General features: G+C 63.8%; 14 protein-coding genes and 1 pseudogene. 6 read left to right on the top strand and 9 right to left on the bottom strand.

Annotated elements, in window-relative coordinates:
• Positions 1 to 431 precede the first annotated feature (431 nt).
• The 4 genes from UP09_RS31695 to uvrA all read left to right on the top strand — a co-directional run bounded on the left by UP09_RS31695 (position 432) and on the right by uvrA (position 6,332).
• Positions 432 to 1,175 carry an outer membrane protein gene (locus tag UP09_RS31695; RefSeq protein ID WP_044542246.1) on the top strand — a complete coding sequence of 248 codons (744 nt, stop codon included), beginning with the start codon at positions 432 to 434 and terminating at the stop codon, positions 1,173 to 1,175.
• 244 nt (positions 1,176 to 1,419) lie between these two features.
• Entirely contained in the window at positions 1,420 to 2,178 is a 759-nt protein-coding gene (locus UP09_RS31700; RefSeq protein WP_044542701.1) for an outer membrane protein, read from the top strand.
• A 241-nt stretch (positions 2,179 to 2,419) separates the two neighbouring features.
• Positions 2,420 to 3,079, top strand: a complete 660-nt coding sequence (locus UP09_RS31705) for an outer membrane protein (RefSeq protein WP_044542247.1) — start codon at positions 2,420 to 2,422, stop codon at positions 3,077 to 3,079.
• 271 nt (positions 3,080 to 3,350) lie between these two features.
• Positions 3,351 to 6,332, top strand: a complete 2,982-nt coding sequence (uvrA, locus tag UP09_RS31710; protein ID WP_044542248.1) for an excinuclease ABC subunit UvrA — start codon at positions 3,351 to 3,353, stop codon at positions 6,330 to 6,332.
• Between the two features lie 76 nt (positions 6,333 to 6,408).
• Here uvrA and UP09_RS31715 read toward each other — a convergent pair whose 3' ends face one another.
• On the bottom strand, positions 6,409 to 7,134 hold the full coding sequence (locus UP09_RS31715) for a hypothetical protein (protein ID WP_044542249.1): 726 nt from the start codon (positions 7,132 to 7,134) through the stop codon (positions 6,409 to 6,411).
• Positions 7,135 to 7,366: 232 nt separating this feature from the next.
• Between UP09_RS31715 and UP09_RS31720 the strand changes: the two genes are divergently transcribed.
• Positions 7,367 to 8,287 carry a nucleoside hydrolase gene (locus tag UP09_RS31720; RefSeq protein ID WP_044542250.1) on the top strand — a complete coding sequence of 307 codons (921 nt, stop codon included), beginning with the start codon at positions 7,367 to 7,369 and terminating at the stop codon, positions 8,285 to 8,287.
• A gap of 126 nt (positions 8,288 to 8,413) precedes the next feature.
• On the opposite strand, the gene UP09_RS31725 is transcribed toward UP09_RS31720, so the two are convergent.
• The 7 genes and pseudogenes from UP09_RS31725 to UP09_RS39090 all read right to left on the bottom strand — a co-directional run.
• Positions 8,414 to 9,271 carry an NmrA family NAD(P)-binding protein gene (locus UP09_RS31725; RefSeq protein WP_044542251.1) on the bottom strand — a complete coding sequence of 286 codons (858 nt, stop codon included), beginning with the start codon at positions 9,269 to 9,271 and terminating at the stop codon, positions 8,414 to 8,416.
• A gap of 60 nt (positions 9,272 to 9,331) precedes the next feature.
• Positions 9,332 to 10,021: an SDR family NAD(P)-dependent oxidoreductase gene (locus UP09_RS31730; protein WP_044542252.1), complete on the bottom strand. Its 690-nt coding sequence runs from the start codon at positions 10,019 to 10,021 to the stop codon at positions 9,332 to 9,334.
• A 105-nt stretch (positions 10,022 to 10,126) separates the two neighbouring features.
• Positions 10,127 to 11,044 carry a LysR family transcriptional regulator gene (locus tag UP09_RS31735; RefSeq protein WP_044542253.1) on the bottom strand — a complete coding sequence of 306 codons (918 nt, stop codon included), beginning with the start codon at positions 11,042 to 11,044 and terminating at the stop codon, positions 10,127 to 10,129.
• Between the two features lie 72 nt (positions 11,045 to 11,116).
• Positions 11,117 to 12,055, bottom strand: coding sequence for a YVTN family beta-propeller repeat protein (locus tag UP09_RS31740; protein WP_044542254.1), 939 nt, complete (start codon positions 12,053 to 12,055; stop codon positions 11,117 to 11,119).
• Positions 12,056 to 12,058: 3 nt separating this feature from the next.
• Positions 12,059 to 12,598 carry an SRPBCC family protein gene (locus tag UP09_RS31745; RefSeq protein WP_044542255.1) on the bottom strand — a complete coding sequence of 180 codons (540 nt, stop codon included), beginning with the start codon at positions 12,596 to 12,598 and terminating at the stop codon, positions 12,059 to 12,061.
• Between the two features lie 152 nt (positions 12,599 to 12,750).
• Positions 12,751 to 13,305: an AAA family ATPase gene (locus UP09_RS31750; protein ID WP_502689108.1), complete on the bottom strand. Its 555-nt coding sequence runs from the start codon at positions 13,303 to 13,305 to the stop codon at positions 12,751 to 12,753.
• Positions 13,306 to 13,407: pseudogene (locus UP09_RS39090) on the bottom strand (AAA family ATPase); the annotation flags it as partial.
• A 188-nt stretch (positions 13,408 to 13,595) separates the two neighbouring features.
• Here UP09_RS39090 and UP09_RS31755 point away from each other — a divergent pair.
• On the top strand, positions 13,596 to 13,919 hold the full coding sequence (locus UP09_RS31755; protein ID WP_044542257.1) for a hypothetical protein: 324 nt from the start codon (positions 13,596 to 13,598) through the stop codon (positions 13,917 to 13,919).
• A 676-nt stretch (positions 13,920 to 14,595) separates the two neighbouring features.
• On the opposite strand, the gene UP09_RS31760 is transcribed toward UP09_RS31755, so the two are convergent.
• The gene (locus UP09_RS31760) at positions 14,596 to 15,471 is read right to left on the bottom strand and encodes a PCC domain-containing protein (protein ID WP_044542258.1); all 876 of its coding nucleotides are present in this window, start codon (positions 15,469 to 15,471) and stop codon (positions 14,596 to 14,598) included.
• Position 15,472 lies beyond the last annotated feature (1 nt).

Below are 15,472 nucleotides of genomic sequence, written 5' to 3' on the forward strand. Positions count from 1 at the left end.
CCGGACATCGGCCGCCACTCTCAACCTTCGCCACTTACTGCAGGCGCCGCGGACGACCCTATACTGCGACGCCGGTCCGCCGCCTCCGCGATCGCGCAGGCCCGCAACGGTTATCCACATATAGCATCGCAGACGTCGATGTTCCAGTTTCGTTCTCTGCAACCAGCCGTAGCAGTGATCGCGACCATGGTGAGTCGGCCGGCTCCACCTTGCGAGCCGCGCGAGGCCTTCGCCACTTCAAGAAAAGTGCAAACAAATCATTACCTTGCCGCGATTTCACTTCTCCGGCGAGTGTTGCATTTGGGAGACGGCCATTGTGGTTGAATCGCGCTATGGATGTGACCGAACGGGCGTGGGCGCTCGCGACACTTTTCTGGACCTCAACGCTTCGGGACCAACGAGAAGCGGACAAGAGCTGGAGTTTGATAATAATGAAGAAGTTTTTGCTCGGAACGGTTGCCCTGGTCGCGTTTGCCGCGCCGGCTGCCGCTGCTGACCTCGCTGCACGTCCTTACACCAAGGCGCCCCCGATGATCGCCCAGGTCTATGACTGGAGCGGCTTCTACGTCGGCGCCAACGGCGGCTGGGGTTCGAGCCACAATTGCTGGGATCAGGTCCCGGGCGGTATCTTCATTGGTTCGGATGGTTGCCATGACGCAACCGGCGGCGTTGCCGGTGGCCAGATCGGCTATCGCTGGCAGACCGGCACCTGGGTGTTCGGCCTCGAAGCGCAGGGCGATTGGGCTGACCTGAAGGGCACCAATGGCAGCTTGATCTTCCCGGGCTTCTTCACCAACCAGACCAAGGTCGATGCCTTCGGCCTGTTCACCGGCCAGATCGGCTACGCCGCCAACAATGTGCTGCTCTACTTGAAGGGCGGCGCGGCGGTGACCGACAACCGGTACAACACCTACTTCACGCCGACTGGCCTTTTCCTCGCCAGCGCCAGCGACACCCGCTGGGGTGGCACGGTCGGTGTCGGCCTCGAATACGGCTTTGCTCCGAACTGGTCGGCCGCGGTCGAGTACGACCATCTGTTCCTGCAGGACAAGACCTACAACCTGACCACGCCGGGCGGCTTGCTGTTCAGCTCGATCCGCGAGCGTCAGGACGTCGACCTCGTCACCGTCCGCGTCAACTACAGGTGGGGCGGCCCGGTCGTCGCCAAGTACTGATCAGATGTACTGATCGGGCGATCTGACTTCATTCGAACGAAAGGCCGGCCTCGCGCCGGCCTTTTTGTTTGCGGACGGTCCGCGGCCATCGATCGACGGCGAATCGATATGGTTAAATATTAATAAACTGTAAAATATTCAGCGAAATCAAATTGATAGTCCATGTTGCGCGCGGGTGACGGTCGCGTTCAACCCCAGATGGTAGCCTGTCCCGCAATTGCAGATTCGAAGCGGGATGGATCCCATGAGAAAGCTTCTTGTTGCAGCCACCCTCGCCGCTCTCAGCGTCTCCTCCGTTTCAGCGGCTGACCTCGCCCCAGCGCCCGTAGCCAAGGCACCGGTGCCGCCGGCCGTCGCTCCCGCGCTCAACTGGAACGGGTTCTACGTCGGTGTTCAGGGCGGCGGCGACTGGGGGACCAGCAAGGAAACCTTCCGCGGCGCGCCGAACGATCCGACCTTCGTCGGCACCCAGACCTACGACACCAGTGGCGGCTTCGTCGGCGGCGTGATCGGCACCAACTGGCAGGCCGGCCCCGCGGTGTTTGGCCTCGAGGGCGACTATCACTGGTCCGGCATCAATGGCCGCTCAGCGGTGATCAATGTCGGGCCTCCGAGCTTGCTCGACACCTACTACACGGCCTTGCGCAGCTTCGGCGACATCAAGGGCCGGCTCGGCTATGCCGACGGTCCCGCGCTGTGGTTCGTCAGCGGTGGCGCCGCGGTTGGCGACATCCAGCACCGTTACAGTGCCGGGCTCGTGCCTCCGTCAGTTTCCGCCAGCGAGACACGCTGGGGTTGGACCGTCGGCGCCGGCGTCGAATACATGTTCGCACCGAACTGGTCGGCCAAGGTCGAGTACAACTACCTCGATCTCGGCAAGGGCTCGATCCAGTACACATCAGCGACCGCCGACCGCTCGGACTGGAACGACACCTTCCACACCGTCAAGGCGGGCCTCAACTATCACTTCAACTGGGGTGGTCCTGTCGTCGCGAAGTACTGATTGCGTGGGCTGATCCATGAGCAAAAGGCCGGCCTCGCGCCGGCCATTTTTGTTGCCCCAAAGCACTACCCAGGTGCCTCGAACTGCACGTTTGCCGTGCATTGTTGCGCTGCGGTTACACCATTTCCGGTCTTGTCCCTATAGATACACGTCAACGTCAGGCAACACGGCCGGCGCTCCCCTCCAAAGGCCCTCCAAAGGCTTGGAGGGAAACCACAAAACGGGACTGGGAATTTTTGAAATGAGGAATGTTCTGCTGGCATCGGCCGGCTTGCTCGTTCTGAGCGCGTTTGCACCGGCCATGGCTGCCGATATGGCGGCCCGGGCTCCCTACGTGAAGGCGCCGCCGTTGGCCGCCGTCTACAACTGGACCGGCTTCTACATCGGTGGCTTCGGCGGCTATGCCAGCGAGGACTCCGGCACGCCGAAGATGAGCGGCGGCTTCGGCGGCGGCACCGTCGGCTACAACTGGCAGGCCGGCAACATCGTGTACGGTCTTGAGGCCGACGCCGGTGGGGCTGACGTCAGCGCTTCGGTTACGGCGCTGGGCATCACCGCGAAGAGCAAGACCGACGCGCTCGGTACGGTTCGCGGCCGCATCGGCTTCGCTGTCGACCAGGTGCTGTTCTACGGCACCGGCGGCTACGCCTGGATCGACAACAAGATCAGCCTCAGCGCGCTCGGCGTGACCGTGTCGCAGAGCAACTTCCACTCCGGCTGGACCGTCGGCGCCGGCATCGAGGCGTTCTTCGCCCCGCAGTGGTCGGTCAAGGGCGAGTATCTCTATCGCGACCTCGGCAGCGAGACCTACTTCGGCATTCCCTCCGGCGACCTCAAGCTGCACAGCGTCCAGGTCGGCGTGAACTATCACTTTGGCGGCCCGATCGTCGCCAAGTACTGAGCCGAGTACTAGGTGAAATACTGATACGCTCACGACCAAATCGTGACGAAAAGGCCGGCCTCGCGCCGGCCTTTTTGCTGTGTGGGAACCCCCGCTGCTGACGGCTGCTGCCAACGGGCAAACTATCCGTTGATGGACGCAACTCGGCACTGGAAATCCCTGACCGTTCTTCCTACGTTCCAGCCTTCACAGCATCGGCGCAGGGTCCCGGCATCACCGGCGATGCGCGCCCCAAAAAGGCGCACGCGTCACGCGCCCGGAAATTGCCGCTATGGATGAAGTGCTCAAGTCGAAGCGCCCGCAGAACGGCTCCTCATCGCGCGCCATCACGATCCGCGGCGCGCGCGAGCACAATCTGAAGAACGTCGACGTCGAGATTCCGCGCGACAAGCTCGTCGTGTTCACCGGACTGTCCGGCTCCGGCAAATCCTCGCTCGCGTTCGACACCATCTATGCCGAGGGCCAGCGCCGCTACGTCGAGTCGCTGTCGGCCTATGCGCGGCAATTTTTGGAGATGATGCAGAAGCCCGACGTCGACCAGATCGACGGTCTATCTCCTGCAATCTCGATCGAGCAGAAGACGACGTCGAAGAACCCGCGCTCGACCGTCGGCACCGTCACCGAGATTTACGATTACATGCGCCTGCTCTGGGCCCGCGTCGGCGTGCCCTATTCGCCGGCCACCGGACTGCCGATCGAGAGCCAGATCGTCTCGCAGATGGTCGATCGCGTGCTCAATCTGCCCGAGGGCACCCGGCTCTATCTGCTGGCGCCGGTCGTGCGCGGCCGCAAGGGCGAATACAAGAAGGAGCTCGCCGAATATCTCAAGAAGGGCTTTCAGCGCGTCAAGATCGACGGCACCTTCCACGAGCTGTCGGAAGCGCCGACGCTGGACAAGAAATTCCCGCACGACATCGACGTCGTGGTCGACCGCATCGTGGTGCGCCCCGACCTCTCCCAGCGCCTCGCCGAGAGTTTTGAGACCGCGCTGAAGCTCGCGGAAGGTCTCGCCGTGATCGAATACGCCGACGCGCCGGCGGGTGCTGCGGACGAGAAGAAGTCCGACAAGAAGACCGCAAAAATCCACGACAAGAGCGGCCCCGAGCGCATTTTGTTTTCGGAAAAATTCGCCTGCCCGGTCTCCGGCTTCACGATTCCCGAGATCGAGCCCAGACTGTTTTCCTTCAACAACCCCTATGGCGCCTGCCCGGCCTGCGGCGGCCTCGGCGTCGAGCAGCATATCGACGAAGACCTCGTCATCCCCGACAAGGAGCTGACCTTGCGCAAGGGCGCGATCGCGCCCTGGGCGAAATCATCTTCGCCCTATTACATCCAGACCCTGACCGCGCTCGGCAAGCACTACAAGTTCGCGCTCGACACCAAGTGGAAGGATTTGCCGAAGAAGACGCAGGCAGCGCTGCTGCACGGCTCCGGCGAGGACGAGATCAAGTTCTCCTATGAGGACGGCGTGCGCTCCTACGACACCAAGAAGCCGTTCGAGGGCGTCGTCACCAACATCAACCGCCGCTACCGCGAGACCGAGAGCGAGTGGGCGCGCGAGGAGCTGGTGAAGTATTTCTCCGACGTGCCCTGCGAGGGCTGCCACGGCTACCGGCTCAAGCCGGAGGCGCTCTGCGTCAAGATCGGGGCCAAGCATATCGGCGAGATTTCGGAGCTCTCGGTGCGGCGCGCCGGCGAATGGTTCGAGACCGTGCCGGCGGCGCTGAACGCCCAGCAGAACGAGATCGCCGCGCGCATCCTGAAGGAGATCCGCGAGCGGCTGAGCTTCCTGCTCGACGTCGGCTTGAACTACCTGACGCTCGCGCGCGCCTCCGGCACGCTGTCAGGCGGCGAGAGCCAGCGCATCCGCCTCGCCTCGCAGATCGGCTCGGGGCTGACGGGCGTGCTCTACGTGCTGGACGAACCCTCCATTGGCCTGCACCAGCGCGACAATGCCCGCCTGCTCGAGACCCTCAAGCGACTCCGCGACTTGGGCAATACCGTCATCGTGGTCGAGCATGATGAGGACGCCATCCGCCTCGCCGATTACGTGCTCGACATCGGTCCCGGCGCCGGCATGCATGGCGGCCACATCGTCGCCGAGGGCACACCCGACCAGATCATGCGCAATCCGAAGTCGCTGACTGGCAAATACCTCACCGGCGAACTCTCGGTCGCGATCCCGGAGCGGCGGCCGCCGAACCATCGCCGCACGCTGAAGGTCATCAACGCCCGCGGCAACAATCTGAAGAACGTCTCGGCCGAGATCCCGCTCGGCCTGTTCACCTGCGTGACCGGCGTTTCCGGCGGCGGCAAGTCGACACTCTTGATCGACACGCTCTACAAGGCGATCGCCCGCAAACTCAACAACGCCAGTGACGGCGCCGCGCCGCACGACCGCATCGATGGCCTCGAGCATATCGACAAGATCATCGACATCGACCAGTCGCCGATCGGCCGCACGCCGCGCTCGAACCCCGCGACCTATACCGGCGCGTTCACGCCGATCCGCGAATGGTTCGCCGGCCTGCCCGAAGCCAAGGCGCGCGGCTACGAGCCCGGGCGCTTCTCCTTTAACGTCAAGGGCGGCCGCTGCGAGGCCTGCCAGGGCGACGGCGTCATCAAGATCGAGATGCACTTTCTGCCGGACGTCTACGTCACCTGCGATACCTGCAAGGGCAAGCGCTACAACCGCGAGACGCTCGAAGTCCTGTTCAAGGGCAAGAGCATCGCCGATGTGCTCGACATGACCGTCGAGGAAGCCGCCGACTTCTTCAAGGCCGTCCCGCGCGTCCGCGAGACCTTCAAGACCCTGCACCGCGTCGGCCTCGACTACATCCATGTCGGCCAGCAGGCCACCACGCTGTCCGGCGGCGAAGCCCAGCGCGTTAAACTGGCCAAGGAATTGTCAAAGCGCGCCACCGGCCGCACGCTCTACATCCTGGACGAGCCGACCACCGGACTACATTTTCACGACGTCGCCAAACTGCTCGAGGTGCTGCACGAGCTGGTTGCCCAGGGCAACACGGTCGTGGTGATCGAGCACAATCTCGAAGTCATCAAGACGGCAGACTGGGTGATCGACCTCGGCCCCGAAGGCGGCGACGGCGGCGGCGAAATCGTCGCCTGGGGCCCGCCGGAGGATATCGTCAAGGCGCCGCGGAGCTATACGGGCAAGTTTTTAGCGCCGGTGCTGAAGAAGGCGAACAGCAAGCCAAGGAAGAGTGGCACGGCGAGTGAGGCGGCGGAGTAGTCTAGCAATGACGTGGGACGGGTGAGAGAGCTGTCAATATCCCTACCACGATCAGTTGACCGGGGCGCCGCGGACTTCACGATTTGGCGAGCAGGTCGATCTTGTTTAGAGCGGATTCGACGACCGATGCAGTCTGCTCCAAGGTCTCAATAACTGGACGACCCGTCACCGATGACTGTGGCCCAAACCGCGCGTTGATGATTGTCCGGAATTGCGAACCAAAGCTGATCGGCCCGGGGGCGCTGATCATGTTCATCGGGCGCGTCGCATCACCGCCGAACATGCAATTCTCCATAAACATCCCGCCGACCTGCCCATTAAAATTCTCAATCCTCACCATTGCAAGGGTTGGTATGAAGTCGGCGTGCTTGTTTTGATTGTTTGCTTTTCCAATCAACCCCCATAGCGCTTCATTTGGATCTTCCGCCGGCCGAATCTCGTTGAACAAGAGGTTCTTGAAACCCGGCAGCGCGCCTTCGATCGCCGGCAAGCTCTTAAAGCTAGGCAGATCCTTTCGCGGCGCAACAGGGAAATAGACGGACTCGCTTCCCCCCACGATGCGAGCAGCGACGTAGTCCAAGGCACTCCTGAGATTGCCCAGCGCATCGCCGACGATGTTAGCAAGGGGCTCGGCTATTGGCCCTTTAGGCTGATAGACAAGTTGGTAGCTCTGGCCTGTTTTGATCGCGGATAGGTCGTATAATGACCGGTCTAGTGGGACCGTTTTCTGCTTGAAACGTTCGATGTGCTCGCGCGCTCCGGCGAGCTTAATCCGAGAGGGGCCTAGATCCAGGGGCATCATGAAAAATCCAGTTTGGTGGCACCTTTAGCAACGACCGTTGGCAGGCTGAAATCGCGATAGTAGCACTATTCAGCTCGTAGGGCGGATTAGCAAAGCGTAATCCGCCACTGCTTTTGGTGCCAGCTGCTTTTCTCGCCGACCCCGGCGGGTTACGCTACGCTAACCCGCCCTACGCTTCGTTCGTCGCGTTAGCAGCGTGATCCAATCCTGAACGCGATCGGTAGACGATATAATGCCCCTCTCAGAGGCCGCCCGCCTGAATCTCCTGTCCCCACCCACCGGTCGCGTCCGCGTCGTTCTCGACACCGACACCTACAACGAAATCGACGACCAGTTCGCGATCGTCCAGATGCTGCTGTCGCCGGATCGCTTCGACGTCGAGGCGATATACGCTGCGCCGTTCTTCAACGTGCGCTCGGACGGTCCGGGCCACGGCATGGAGCTGAGCTACCAGGAGATCCTGCGGCTGCTGGCGCGCTTGGACATCTCGCCCGACGGCCTGGTTCATCGCGGCGTCACCGACTATGTCGGGCCCGAGAAGCAGGCGCGCGAGGCGCCCGCGGTCGATGATTTGATCGCACGCGCTCGCGCCGGATCGCCGGACAATCCGCTCTACATCGTCGCCATCGCCGCGATCAGCAACGTCGCCTCGGCGCTGCTCAGGGCGCCTGACATCATCGATCGCGTCGTCGTGGTGTGGCTCGGCGGCCATGCGCTGGAATGGCCTGACACGGCCGAGTTCAATCTCAGGCAGGATGTCGGCGGCGCGCAGGTGCTGCTCGACAGCGGCGTGCCGCTGGTTCTGGTGCCGTGCCGCGGCGTGACCTCACACCTTCACTCGACGGTGCCGGAGATCGAGCGTTACGTCGAACCGCACGGCAGCATCGGCGCGTTCCTAGCCATGCGCTTCAAGGAATATTCAGCCGATCATCTCGGCTGGGCCAAGGAAATCTGGGACATGGCACCGGTCGGCTGGCTGCTCAATCCACTGTGGGCACCGAGCGTGATCGTGCCGGCGCCCATCCTGACCGATCAGATGATTTGGAGCATCGATCGCCGGCGGCATGCGATGCGCTACGTGACATCAATGAACCGAAACGCGATCCTAAAGGATTTCTTCCTGAAGCTCGCGGCCTTCGCCGGGTCGAACTAGACTACACACCGTCATGGCCGGGCTTGTCCCGGCCATCCACGCCCACGCAAAAGACGTGGATGCCCGGGGCAAGCCCGGGCATGACGAACTGGGTTGCTTCAGCCTCATGTCATCGATCGTTTTCGATCAATCCTTGACCAGCCCAGCCACCGCTTCTTCGATCCCGATCTGCCCTTTGCGGACGATGGTGCCCGGCCGCCCGAAGGCGATCCAGCCCTCGTTGAAGCCATCGATCATCTGCATCCGCGGCAGCGGGTTGGTCATGCCCTGGCTGCGGAATATCTGCTCCCACTCGGCGCGGGGCACGACGTCGGCGCGCACCGGTCTGCCGAGCGCCTTCCCAAAGGCTGCGGCGATGTCATTCGGACTGACGCCGCCGGCATCGAGCTCGACCACGCGAACGCCCTCCCAGCTTTCCGTCAGCAGCGCGGCCACGGTGCGGCCGACGTCTTCCGCTGAGATCATCGACACCGGCCGGTCGAGCGGCTGCAGATAGCTCTGGATCACGCCAGTCTCTTTTGCAGCGGCGATATCGAGCGCGGCGTTTTGCATGAACCAGGCCGCCCGCAGGAAGGTGACCGGCAAGTCCAGCGTCGACAGCGCCTGCTCCAGCAGGCCGAGCTGGTTCAACAGGTTCGGCCGGGTCGCTTCGGCACCGATGGTGGAGAGCGCCACCACGCGCTTCGGCCGCGCGCTCTCCAGTGCCTTCAGCAATGTCGCGATCATCGCCCTCGCCTCGCGGAGATCCGGTGATGGATCGAACGCTGGCGGCAGCATCACGAATGCGGCTTCGCAGTCTTGCAAGGCGCTCGTCAGCGCGGCCGGATTATCGAGATCGGCAATCGCGGGCGCGCAGCCCCGCTCCGCCCATGGCTTGCCCTTCGCAGCGTCACGAACCAGCACGCGCAACGGCTTGCCCTCCGCCAGCAATGCGCGCGCTGCCGCGCCGCCGACTTTTCCGGTCACACCCATGATTGCGTACATCTGATCTCTCCATCTCTGTTTGATTGTCGGTGGCGTCGAGCAAGTCGCCGCTGTGGGTGGTCACCAGGGCAAGGTTTTGCCGTGGCGATCGATGAATCGAAGACCCGGTCTGCCGGCCCGGGCCTCGACCGCGGCGACCACGTGCGGGATGCTCTCCTCGATCGACAGCGCCGCCGCGTCCGTGCCCATCTCGGTGCGCACCCAGCCGGGCGCGACCAGCAGCAACGCGCGGCTGTCGCCGGCGTGGCGCTTCGAAAAGCACGCCATCAGCATGTTGAGTGCGGCCTTGCTCGAACTGTAGAGTTCCCAGGCGCCCCGATTGTGGGCAATGCTGCCGAGCTCTGACGACATCACCGCGATGACGCCGTTGCGCGACACCTGGTGCTCGAACAGCTCGACCACACGCATCGGGCCCAGCGCATTGGTCAGCATCATCGCGAGAAAATCCTGCTCGCGGACGTCCTTCGGCGTGTCGTCGCGCGCCAGGCAAATGCCGGCGTTGACGAACAGGGTATCGAGCGTCCGGCCCGCCAAGCGCTGCCTGAGCGCTTCGACCGATCTCACGTCGGTGATATCTGCAGTTTCAATCGTGAGGCTGGCCGGAAATCGTGCGGCAATCCGGTCGAGCGCCGCTGACGGCGAGCGCACCGTCGCAATGACGTGAAAGTCGCGCGCGCAATATTCCTCGGCCAACGCGAGCCCCAGCCCGCGCGAGGCCCCGACGATAAGCACGATGTTCCGCGTGGCCATGGAGAGCGCCTTCGCTGCGTTTGGTCCGACCCACAGAACGTCCCACGCCGGCTCTCATGACTGAAGCGCGCTTATGTCACCGTACTATTGACGAAACAGCATGAATTAGCGATGCGTCGCCGGTTCGCGGATCGCCTTCGAGACGAAGTCGACGAAGGCCCGGACCTTCGCCGGCTGGTGGTTGCGCGAGGGATACAGCGCGTAGAGCGGATAGGTCTCGCCGGACCAGTCCGGGAACAGATCGATCAACCGGCCGGACTCCAGCAGCGGCTGGATCCGGATCGCGAGCACCTGCGCGATTCCGGTGCCCGCCAGGCACTCGTTGACCATGGTGCCAACATCGCTGACATGGAGGCGGCTGGAGGTCGCCACGGGAACCACCTTGCGGCCGCGGTGAAACTCCCACTCGAACGGCCGCCGCGTCACCGGATCGAAGAACTGGATGCAGTGATGCCCGGCGATGTCGGACGGATGTGCAGGCCGTCCGTGCTTTTTCAGATAGCCTGGCGACGCGACCGTGAGCACCCGTGTCTCCATGAGCTTGCGCGCGATGGCGCTGGCCACGGTCGGCTCGCCGAACCTGACAGCGACATCGATCCCGTCGGTCACGAGGTCGCCGACATGATCGCGCGTCACCAACTCCAGCGTCAGCTCGGGATGCGCCCGCAGAAATCCGCCCAGCCGCCCCGAAAGCTGGCTGCGCAGGAAGTAAGGGTCGATGTCGACCCGCAATCGGCCGCGCGCGACGCCGCCGGCCCCCGACGCCGAGACCGCCGCCTCCTCGATGCCGACCAGCAACGGCGCGACCTGCTCGTAGAACAGCCGGCCCTCGTCGGTCAGCACCATCGACCGCGTGGTGCGGTCGAGCAGCCGCACGCCGACCCGATCCTCCAGCCGGGCAATCGCGCGGCTGACGCCCGAGGCCGTGATCCCCAGCACCTCGGCTGCGCGCGCAAAGTTGCGCGACTGGACCACCGCCGCCAGCACGCTGATTCCCGAAAGCAGCCGACCATCGAACGACATCGCAGAACTCCTGAGCCAATGTCGGGAATGATGGGAGATTGATGTCATTAGCGCAAGTATGTAGCGAAGCGGCTACTCCGTCCGCCTGAGAAACGCGCCGAACGCGCGCGGGCCGTCGCCGACCTTGATTTCGCCGACGACCTTCATCTCGACGGCGTCGATCAAATTGACCGTATTGCTCTCCCAGTTCGCGACCACGACACGCCGCCCGTCCGCCGTCGCCTCGATGCCTTCCGGATAGTCGCCGACCTTGATCCGCTTCAGCGGTTGCAAGGTTGCGAGATCGAACACGCTGACGGTGCCGTCATATTGGTCGGTGACAAAACCGCGGCCCTGCGCCAGCGCCACCGCATAGGGGCGCAACCCGACATGGACGCGGCCGATTTCGCGGGCGCTGGCGATGTCGATCACGGAGACGTCGTTCGAGCCGACATTGGCGGTGTAGGCGCGCTTGCCTTCGCCGTCGATGGTGACGCCGAACGGACGCGTTCCGACCTTCACCATCCCCTTCCGCTCGCGCGCCGATGTGTCCACGATCGACACGCTGTCGTCGTCGCGGTCCGCCGAGAGCAGCAGCCGCCCGTCCGGCGTCACCGCGAGCCCGGACGGCGATGCGCCTACCTTGATACTGGCGACGACACGCTGCGCTCTCGCGTCGATCACCCGCACCGCGGCAGCGTACCAGTCGGCGACATAGACCGTCGCCCCGTCGGGAGCGACGGCGATGCCGAGCGGACCGCCGCCGACATCGATCCGGCCAACGATTTTTCGCGCCGTTGCATCGACCACGGTCAACGCCTTGGCATCGGGGCTGGTCACATAGGCAAAGCGGCCATCCGGTGTGACGGCAACGCCCGCCGGCTTTCCGCCGATCGCAATCGTCGCGACCGCCTTCGATGTCGCGAGATCGACAATCATGAGATCATCGCTGAGCTGGTTGGTGACGAACGCCTCTTCGGCATGGGCGCCTGTGAGGCTGGCCAGCAGCGCCACCAGTGCGATTGCCTTCACGCTCTAGCTGCCGCTCTCGATCTTCTTCTTCAGCGCCTCAAGCCCGGCGCGATAGAGCCCACTCACCGCCTTGGTCGCGGCTTCGTCGTTCAGCTCCGGCGGCGGGTCGTTGTTGGGAAAACCGCGGTAGAACGCGCCGGCCCATTCCAGCTTCGCCTTGCCGTCCGGCGCCGGCGACACCGTCAGCGTCGAGGAATAATTGGTGACCGGCAGCACCTTCACGTCGACCGCCGTGATCCGGTACGAATAGCTCAACATCTCCGGTTCGTACTTGTAGAGCTCCTCGTCGATGGTCGCGCCGTCCGCCAGCGTCAACCGCCTGGTGGCGCCGATCTCGTTGCCCTTCTCGCCCTCGGTCTTGCTGACACCTGGCAGCCAGCTCATGTCCTGGAAATTGCCGATCGCCGCCCACACCTTGGCCTGCGGCGCGTCGATTTCGATCGATTCCCGCACCTTCTGGCGGGTCGGCCCGTGGGCCCAGGCGGCTCCCAAAACTGCCAACGCCGCCACCACGACGCCAGCCTTCGCGATCGTACCCCTCATGCCGTCTCCCCGACGTTGTGTTCGGTCTGCGCCACATCGCGTGCCGAAGCTTATGGTCGATATTCTGGACCAGATCGGGACCGGTTTCTTGCACCAGAGCGAAGTACCGGCCGTCGTCTTCCTCGGGAGGCAAGCCTGCGAGGCAACGGACCTCACTCCTCGATCGCGGCCTCGACGAACCCCCGCGGGTCATCACAGAACTCGCGCATGACCTTGTAGTGATCGGTATCCTTCAGATTCACCGGCTCGAGCCCATATTTCGTCAGCCGCAGCAGCGTCGCGTTCGGATAGGCCATCAGCATTGGAGCGTGGGTTGCCATGATGACCTGGCAGTGGCCTGACACCTCCATTCGGTTCAGCAGTTTCAGGAATTCGATCTGGCGCGCGGGCGACAGCGCCGATTCCGGCTCGTCGAAGATGAAGATGCCCTGCCTCTCGCAACGCTCGTTGAAGAAGCGCAGGAAACCTTCACCGTGGGAATAGGAGAGGAAATCTGGCGGCAGCGCTCCAACGTCTACCGCCGCCTCGTCGAGATATCTCGCGACCGAAAAGAAGCTCTCCGCGCGGAAAAACCAGCCACTTGTGATCCTGGGCAGCCAGCTTGCGCGCAGCGCCATCGCAAGCGACCCGCCCATCGTCTCCACGGCCGTGGAATGGTCAACCGGCATGTACCCCTTGCCACCGCCGGCTTCGTCATAGCCGGCCATCGCGGCGATGCCTTCCAGCAGCGTCGACTTGCCAGTGCCGTTCTCGCCGACGATGATGGTGATCGCCTTGTCGAAGCTGAGCTCGAAATCGTCGCGCAGCAGCGGTAGCACGAACGGATAGGCGTCGCGGTTGGCGATGCGGGCGGGGTCGAGCCAGACACGCCGGAGGTACGGCGCGGGCATGTTGATTGGGCGATTTCGTCTGGCCATCAGGACGGATCCGGGGGAAACAACAGGCAGCGCCCGTTGTTATACTGGAGCCGGCCGCAATCCTAGATGGCAGAGCGTCCATGCCCAGCGCCTCCTACGCCCTCTTCCGAACGGCCATCCTGACCGAGCAGCAGGTCGTCTGCATCTACGACGACCGGCCGCGCGAGCTCTGCCCGCACATCATCGGCCGCAACAAGAGTGGCGAACAGGTCGTGCTGGCCTGGCAGTTCGCCGGCGAGAGCTCGGGCCGCCTGCCGCAATGGCGCTGCCTGCGGCTCGCCCATGTCAGCGATGTCGAACTGCGCAAGGGCCGCTGGCACGAGGGCGGCTCGCACCGCTCTCAGCAGACCTGCGTCAGCGAGATCGACCTCGATATCAACATCCATGTGCGCAAGCGGCGGTGATCCGCCCCCTACATCTGAGTTGCCCGACGGCGCAAGCCCTCGCGATAAAAATATTTCGCTTTATCAGAAGCGCAACTCAGTGTATGAATCTGCCCGTCCCACCCGAACGAGGGGCGAGCGCACGTCACGAACGCGCGGTGGGATGCGGTGGACGCCGAGCGTGCGACTGACGAGAGCATGCAAGGCGGACGGTGAAGTCGTGCAGGCCTGACGCCCCAGTGGTAGGTGTCCTGTCCGCAAGAGACCAACGTCTCTCGCGGATGGCGGTGACAAGCAAACCTAGTCTCGCCGGGGAGAGCACGTATAAGCCGTAAAGCCATCGCGCAGGGAAAGCCGGAGTGCCTCCGCTGAACCTGTATGCTCGTGTGCGATTTGTTTTCTACCTTTGCACACGAGACCGCGGGTGCAGCGTGCACCCGGCTTTCCCTGCGCCCTCTGTTTCGCGAGGGCGGAACGAGATGCAAAGCTCGGGCAGATCATGTCGCGAGAACGCGAACGTATGACTCACAAGCCGCGCAACAAATTCGGTGTCGTCCCGGGCTTGACCCGGGACCCATAACCACAAATACCAATTGCTGCGCGACGCTGTGGCCCCAGCTCATCTCACAACACAACCCTGTGGTTATGGGTCCCGGCCTTCGCCGGGACGACGGTGGGGAGAGATTGTGCGTTGGCCCTACGGCCGCTCCGCCTCTTCCAGCACCTCCAGCACCAACTCCATCGTCATCAGCACCGGATTGTCGCCGCGCACCAGCCGGCCCTCGGCGAGGCCGCCGAGATAGTCGACCAGCGCGACGTCGAGGGTGGCGCGCACCCGACCATTGGCATCGGGGGCGATGCTGCCCGCCGTCACCGCAAGCTCGGTTGCAAACGGCACCACGCTGCTTCCGTCAGTGAAACGGGCGCCGATGGTCGAGCCGACACCGCCATGCAGGCGGGCGCGCAGGATGCCGTGCTGGCGGCAAAAGCCTTCCAGCGCGCCGGCAAAATCCTGGTTCGGCCGCAGCCGCAGCGCAAAGGCCCGGCTCGTCGTCTTCGCACCGGTCGGCGCGATTGCGACGGGGCCGAACAGCTTGAAATTGGTCTCGCTGTCGGGCTCGGCCAGGAACGTCGCACCGTCGATCCCGAAGGCATCGACCTCGAAGGGTTCGGCGACGACAGTCTCTTCCGGCAGCATGTGGCCGCCATTGACGCGGCCGCCCGCCTCGGTCCACAGCCCGTGGCAATGGAAGAACGGCGCGCCGTCGCGCTCACCGAAGGTCAGCGCCGCGAGCTTGAGCTGCGTCATGCCGACAGGACGAAAGGTGTCGCTATAGAACGCGGCGTTGCGGCCATCCCTGGACAGCGCCGGCATCACGTAAGCAAACGGCCCGAGCGCCCCACCTTTGGCGCTGAGCACGCCGTCCGAAAATCCTTCCGCCGCAAAGCCGCGGCGCACGGCTTCGAGCAAGGGAATGCCTGCTACCAGCACGAATGAAAAGGCACGGCCACGCGCCGCGACCGATTGGATGCGCTCGGGGATCGGAGCGCCGGGTTGAGCGATGCTGCGCATC

Source organism: Bradyrhizobium sp. LTSP885, from assembly GCF_000938305.1.
GTDB lineage: Bacteria > Pseudomonadota > Alphaproteobacteria > Rhizobiales > Xanthobacteraceae > Bradyrhizobium.

What these genes read in the sequence shown, in the direction of transcription:
- UP09_RS31695 (WP_044542246.1), top strand. Translation starts at nt 432, where the DNA reads ATGAAGAAGTTTTTGCTCGGAACGGTTGCCCTGGTCGCGTTTGCCGCG.
- UP09_RS31700 (WP_044542701.1), top strand. Translation starts at nt 1,420, where the DNA reads ATGAGAAAGCTTCTTGTTGCAGCCACCCTCGCCGCTCTCAGCGTCTCC.
- UP09_RS31705 (WP_044542247.1), top strand. Translation starts at nt 2,420, where the DNA reads ATGAGGAATGTTCTGCTGGCATCGGCCGGCTTGCTCGTTCTGAGCGCG.
- uvrA (WP_044542248.1), top strand. Translation starts at nt 3,351, where the DNA reads ATGGATGAAGTGCTCAAGTCGAAGCGCCCGCAGAACGGCTCCTCATCG.
- UP09_RS31715 (WP_044542249.1), bottom strand. Translation starts at nt 7,134, where the DNA reads ATGATGCCCCTGGATCTAGGCCCCTCTCGGATTAAGCTCGCCGGAGCG.
- UP09_RS31720 (WP_044542250.1), top strand. Translation starts at nt 7,367, where the DNA reads ATGCCCCTCTCAGAGGCCGCCCGCCTGAATCTCCTGTCCCCACCCACC.
- UP09_RS31725 (WP_044542251.1), bottom strand. Translation starts at nt 9,271, where the DNA reads ATGTACGCAATCATGGGTGTGACCGGAAAAGTCGGCGGCGCGGCAGCG.
- UP09_RS31730 (WP_044542252.1), bottom strand. Translation starts at nt 10,021, where the DNA reads ATGGCCACGCGGAACATCGTGCTTATCGTCGGGGCCTCGCGCGGGCTG.
- UP09_RS31735 (WP_044542253.1), bottom strand. Translation starts at nt 11,044, where the DNA reads ATGTCGTTCGATGGTCGGCTGCTTTCGGGAATCAGCGTGCTGGCGGCG.
- UP09_RS31745 (WP_044542255.1), bottom strand. Translation starts at nt 12,598, where the DNA reads ATGAGGGGTACGATCGCGAAGGCTGGCGTCGTGGTGGCGGCGTTGGCA.
- UP09_RS31750 (WP_502689108.1), bottom strand. Translation starts at nt 13,305, where the DNA reads ATGGCCGGCTATGACGAAGCCGGCGGTGGCAAGGGGTACATGCCGGTT.
- UP09_RS31755 (WP_044542257.1), top strand. Translation starts at nt 13,596, where the DNA reads ATGCCCAGCGCCTCCTACGCCCTCTTCCGAACGGCCATCCTGACCGAG.
- UP09_RS31760 (WP_044542258.1), bottom strand. Translation starts at nt 15,471, where the DNA reads ATGCGCAGCATCGCTCAACCCGGCGCTCCGATCCCCGAGCGCATCCAA.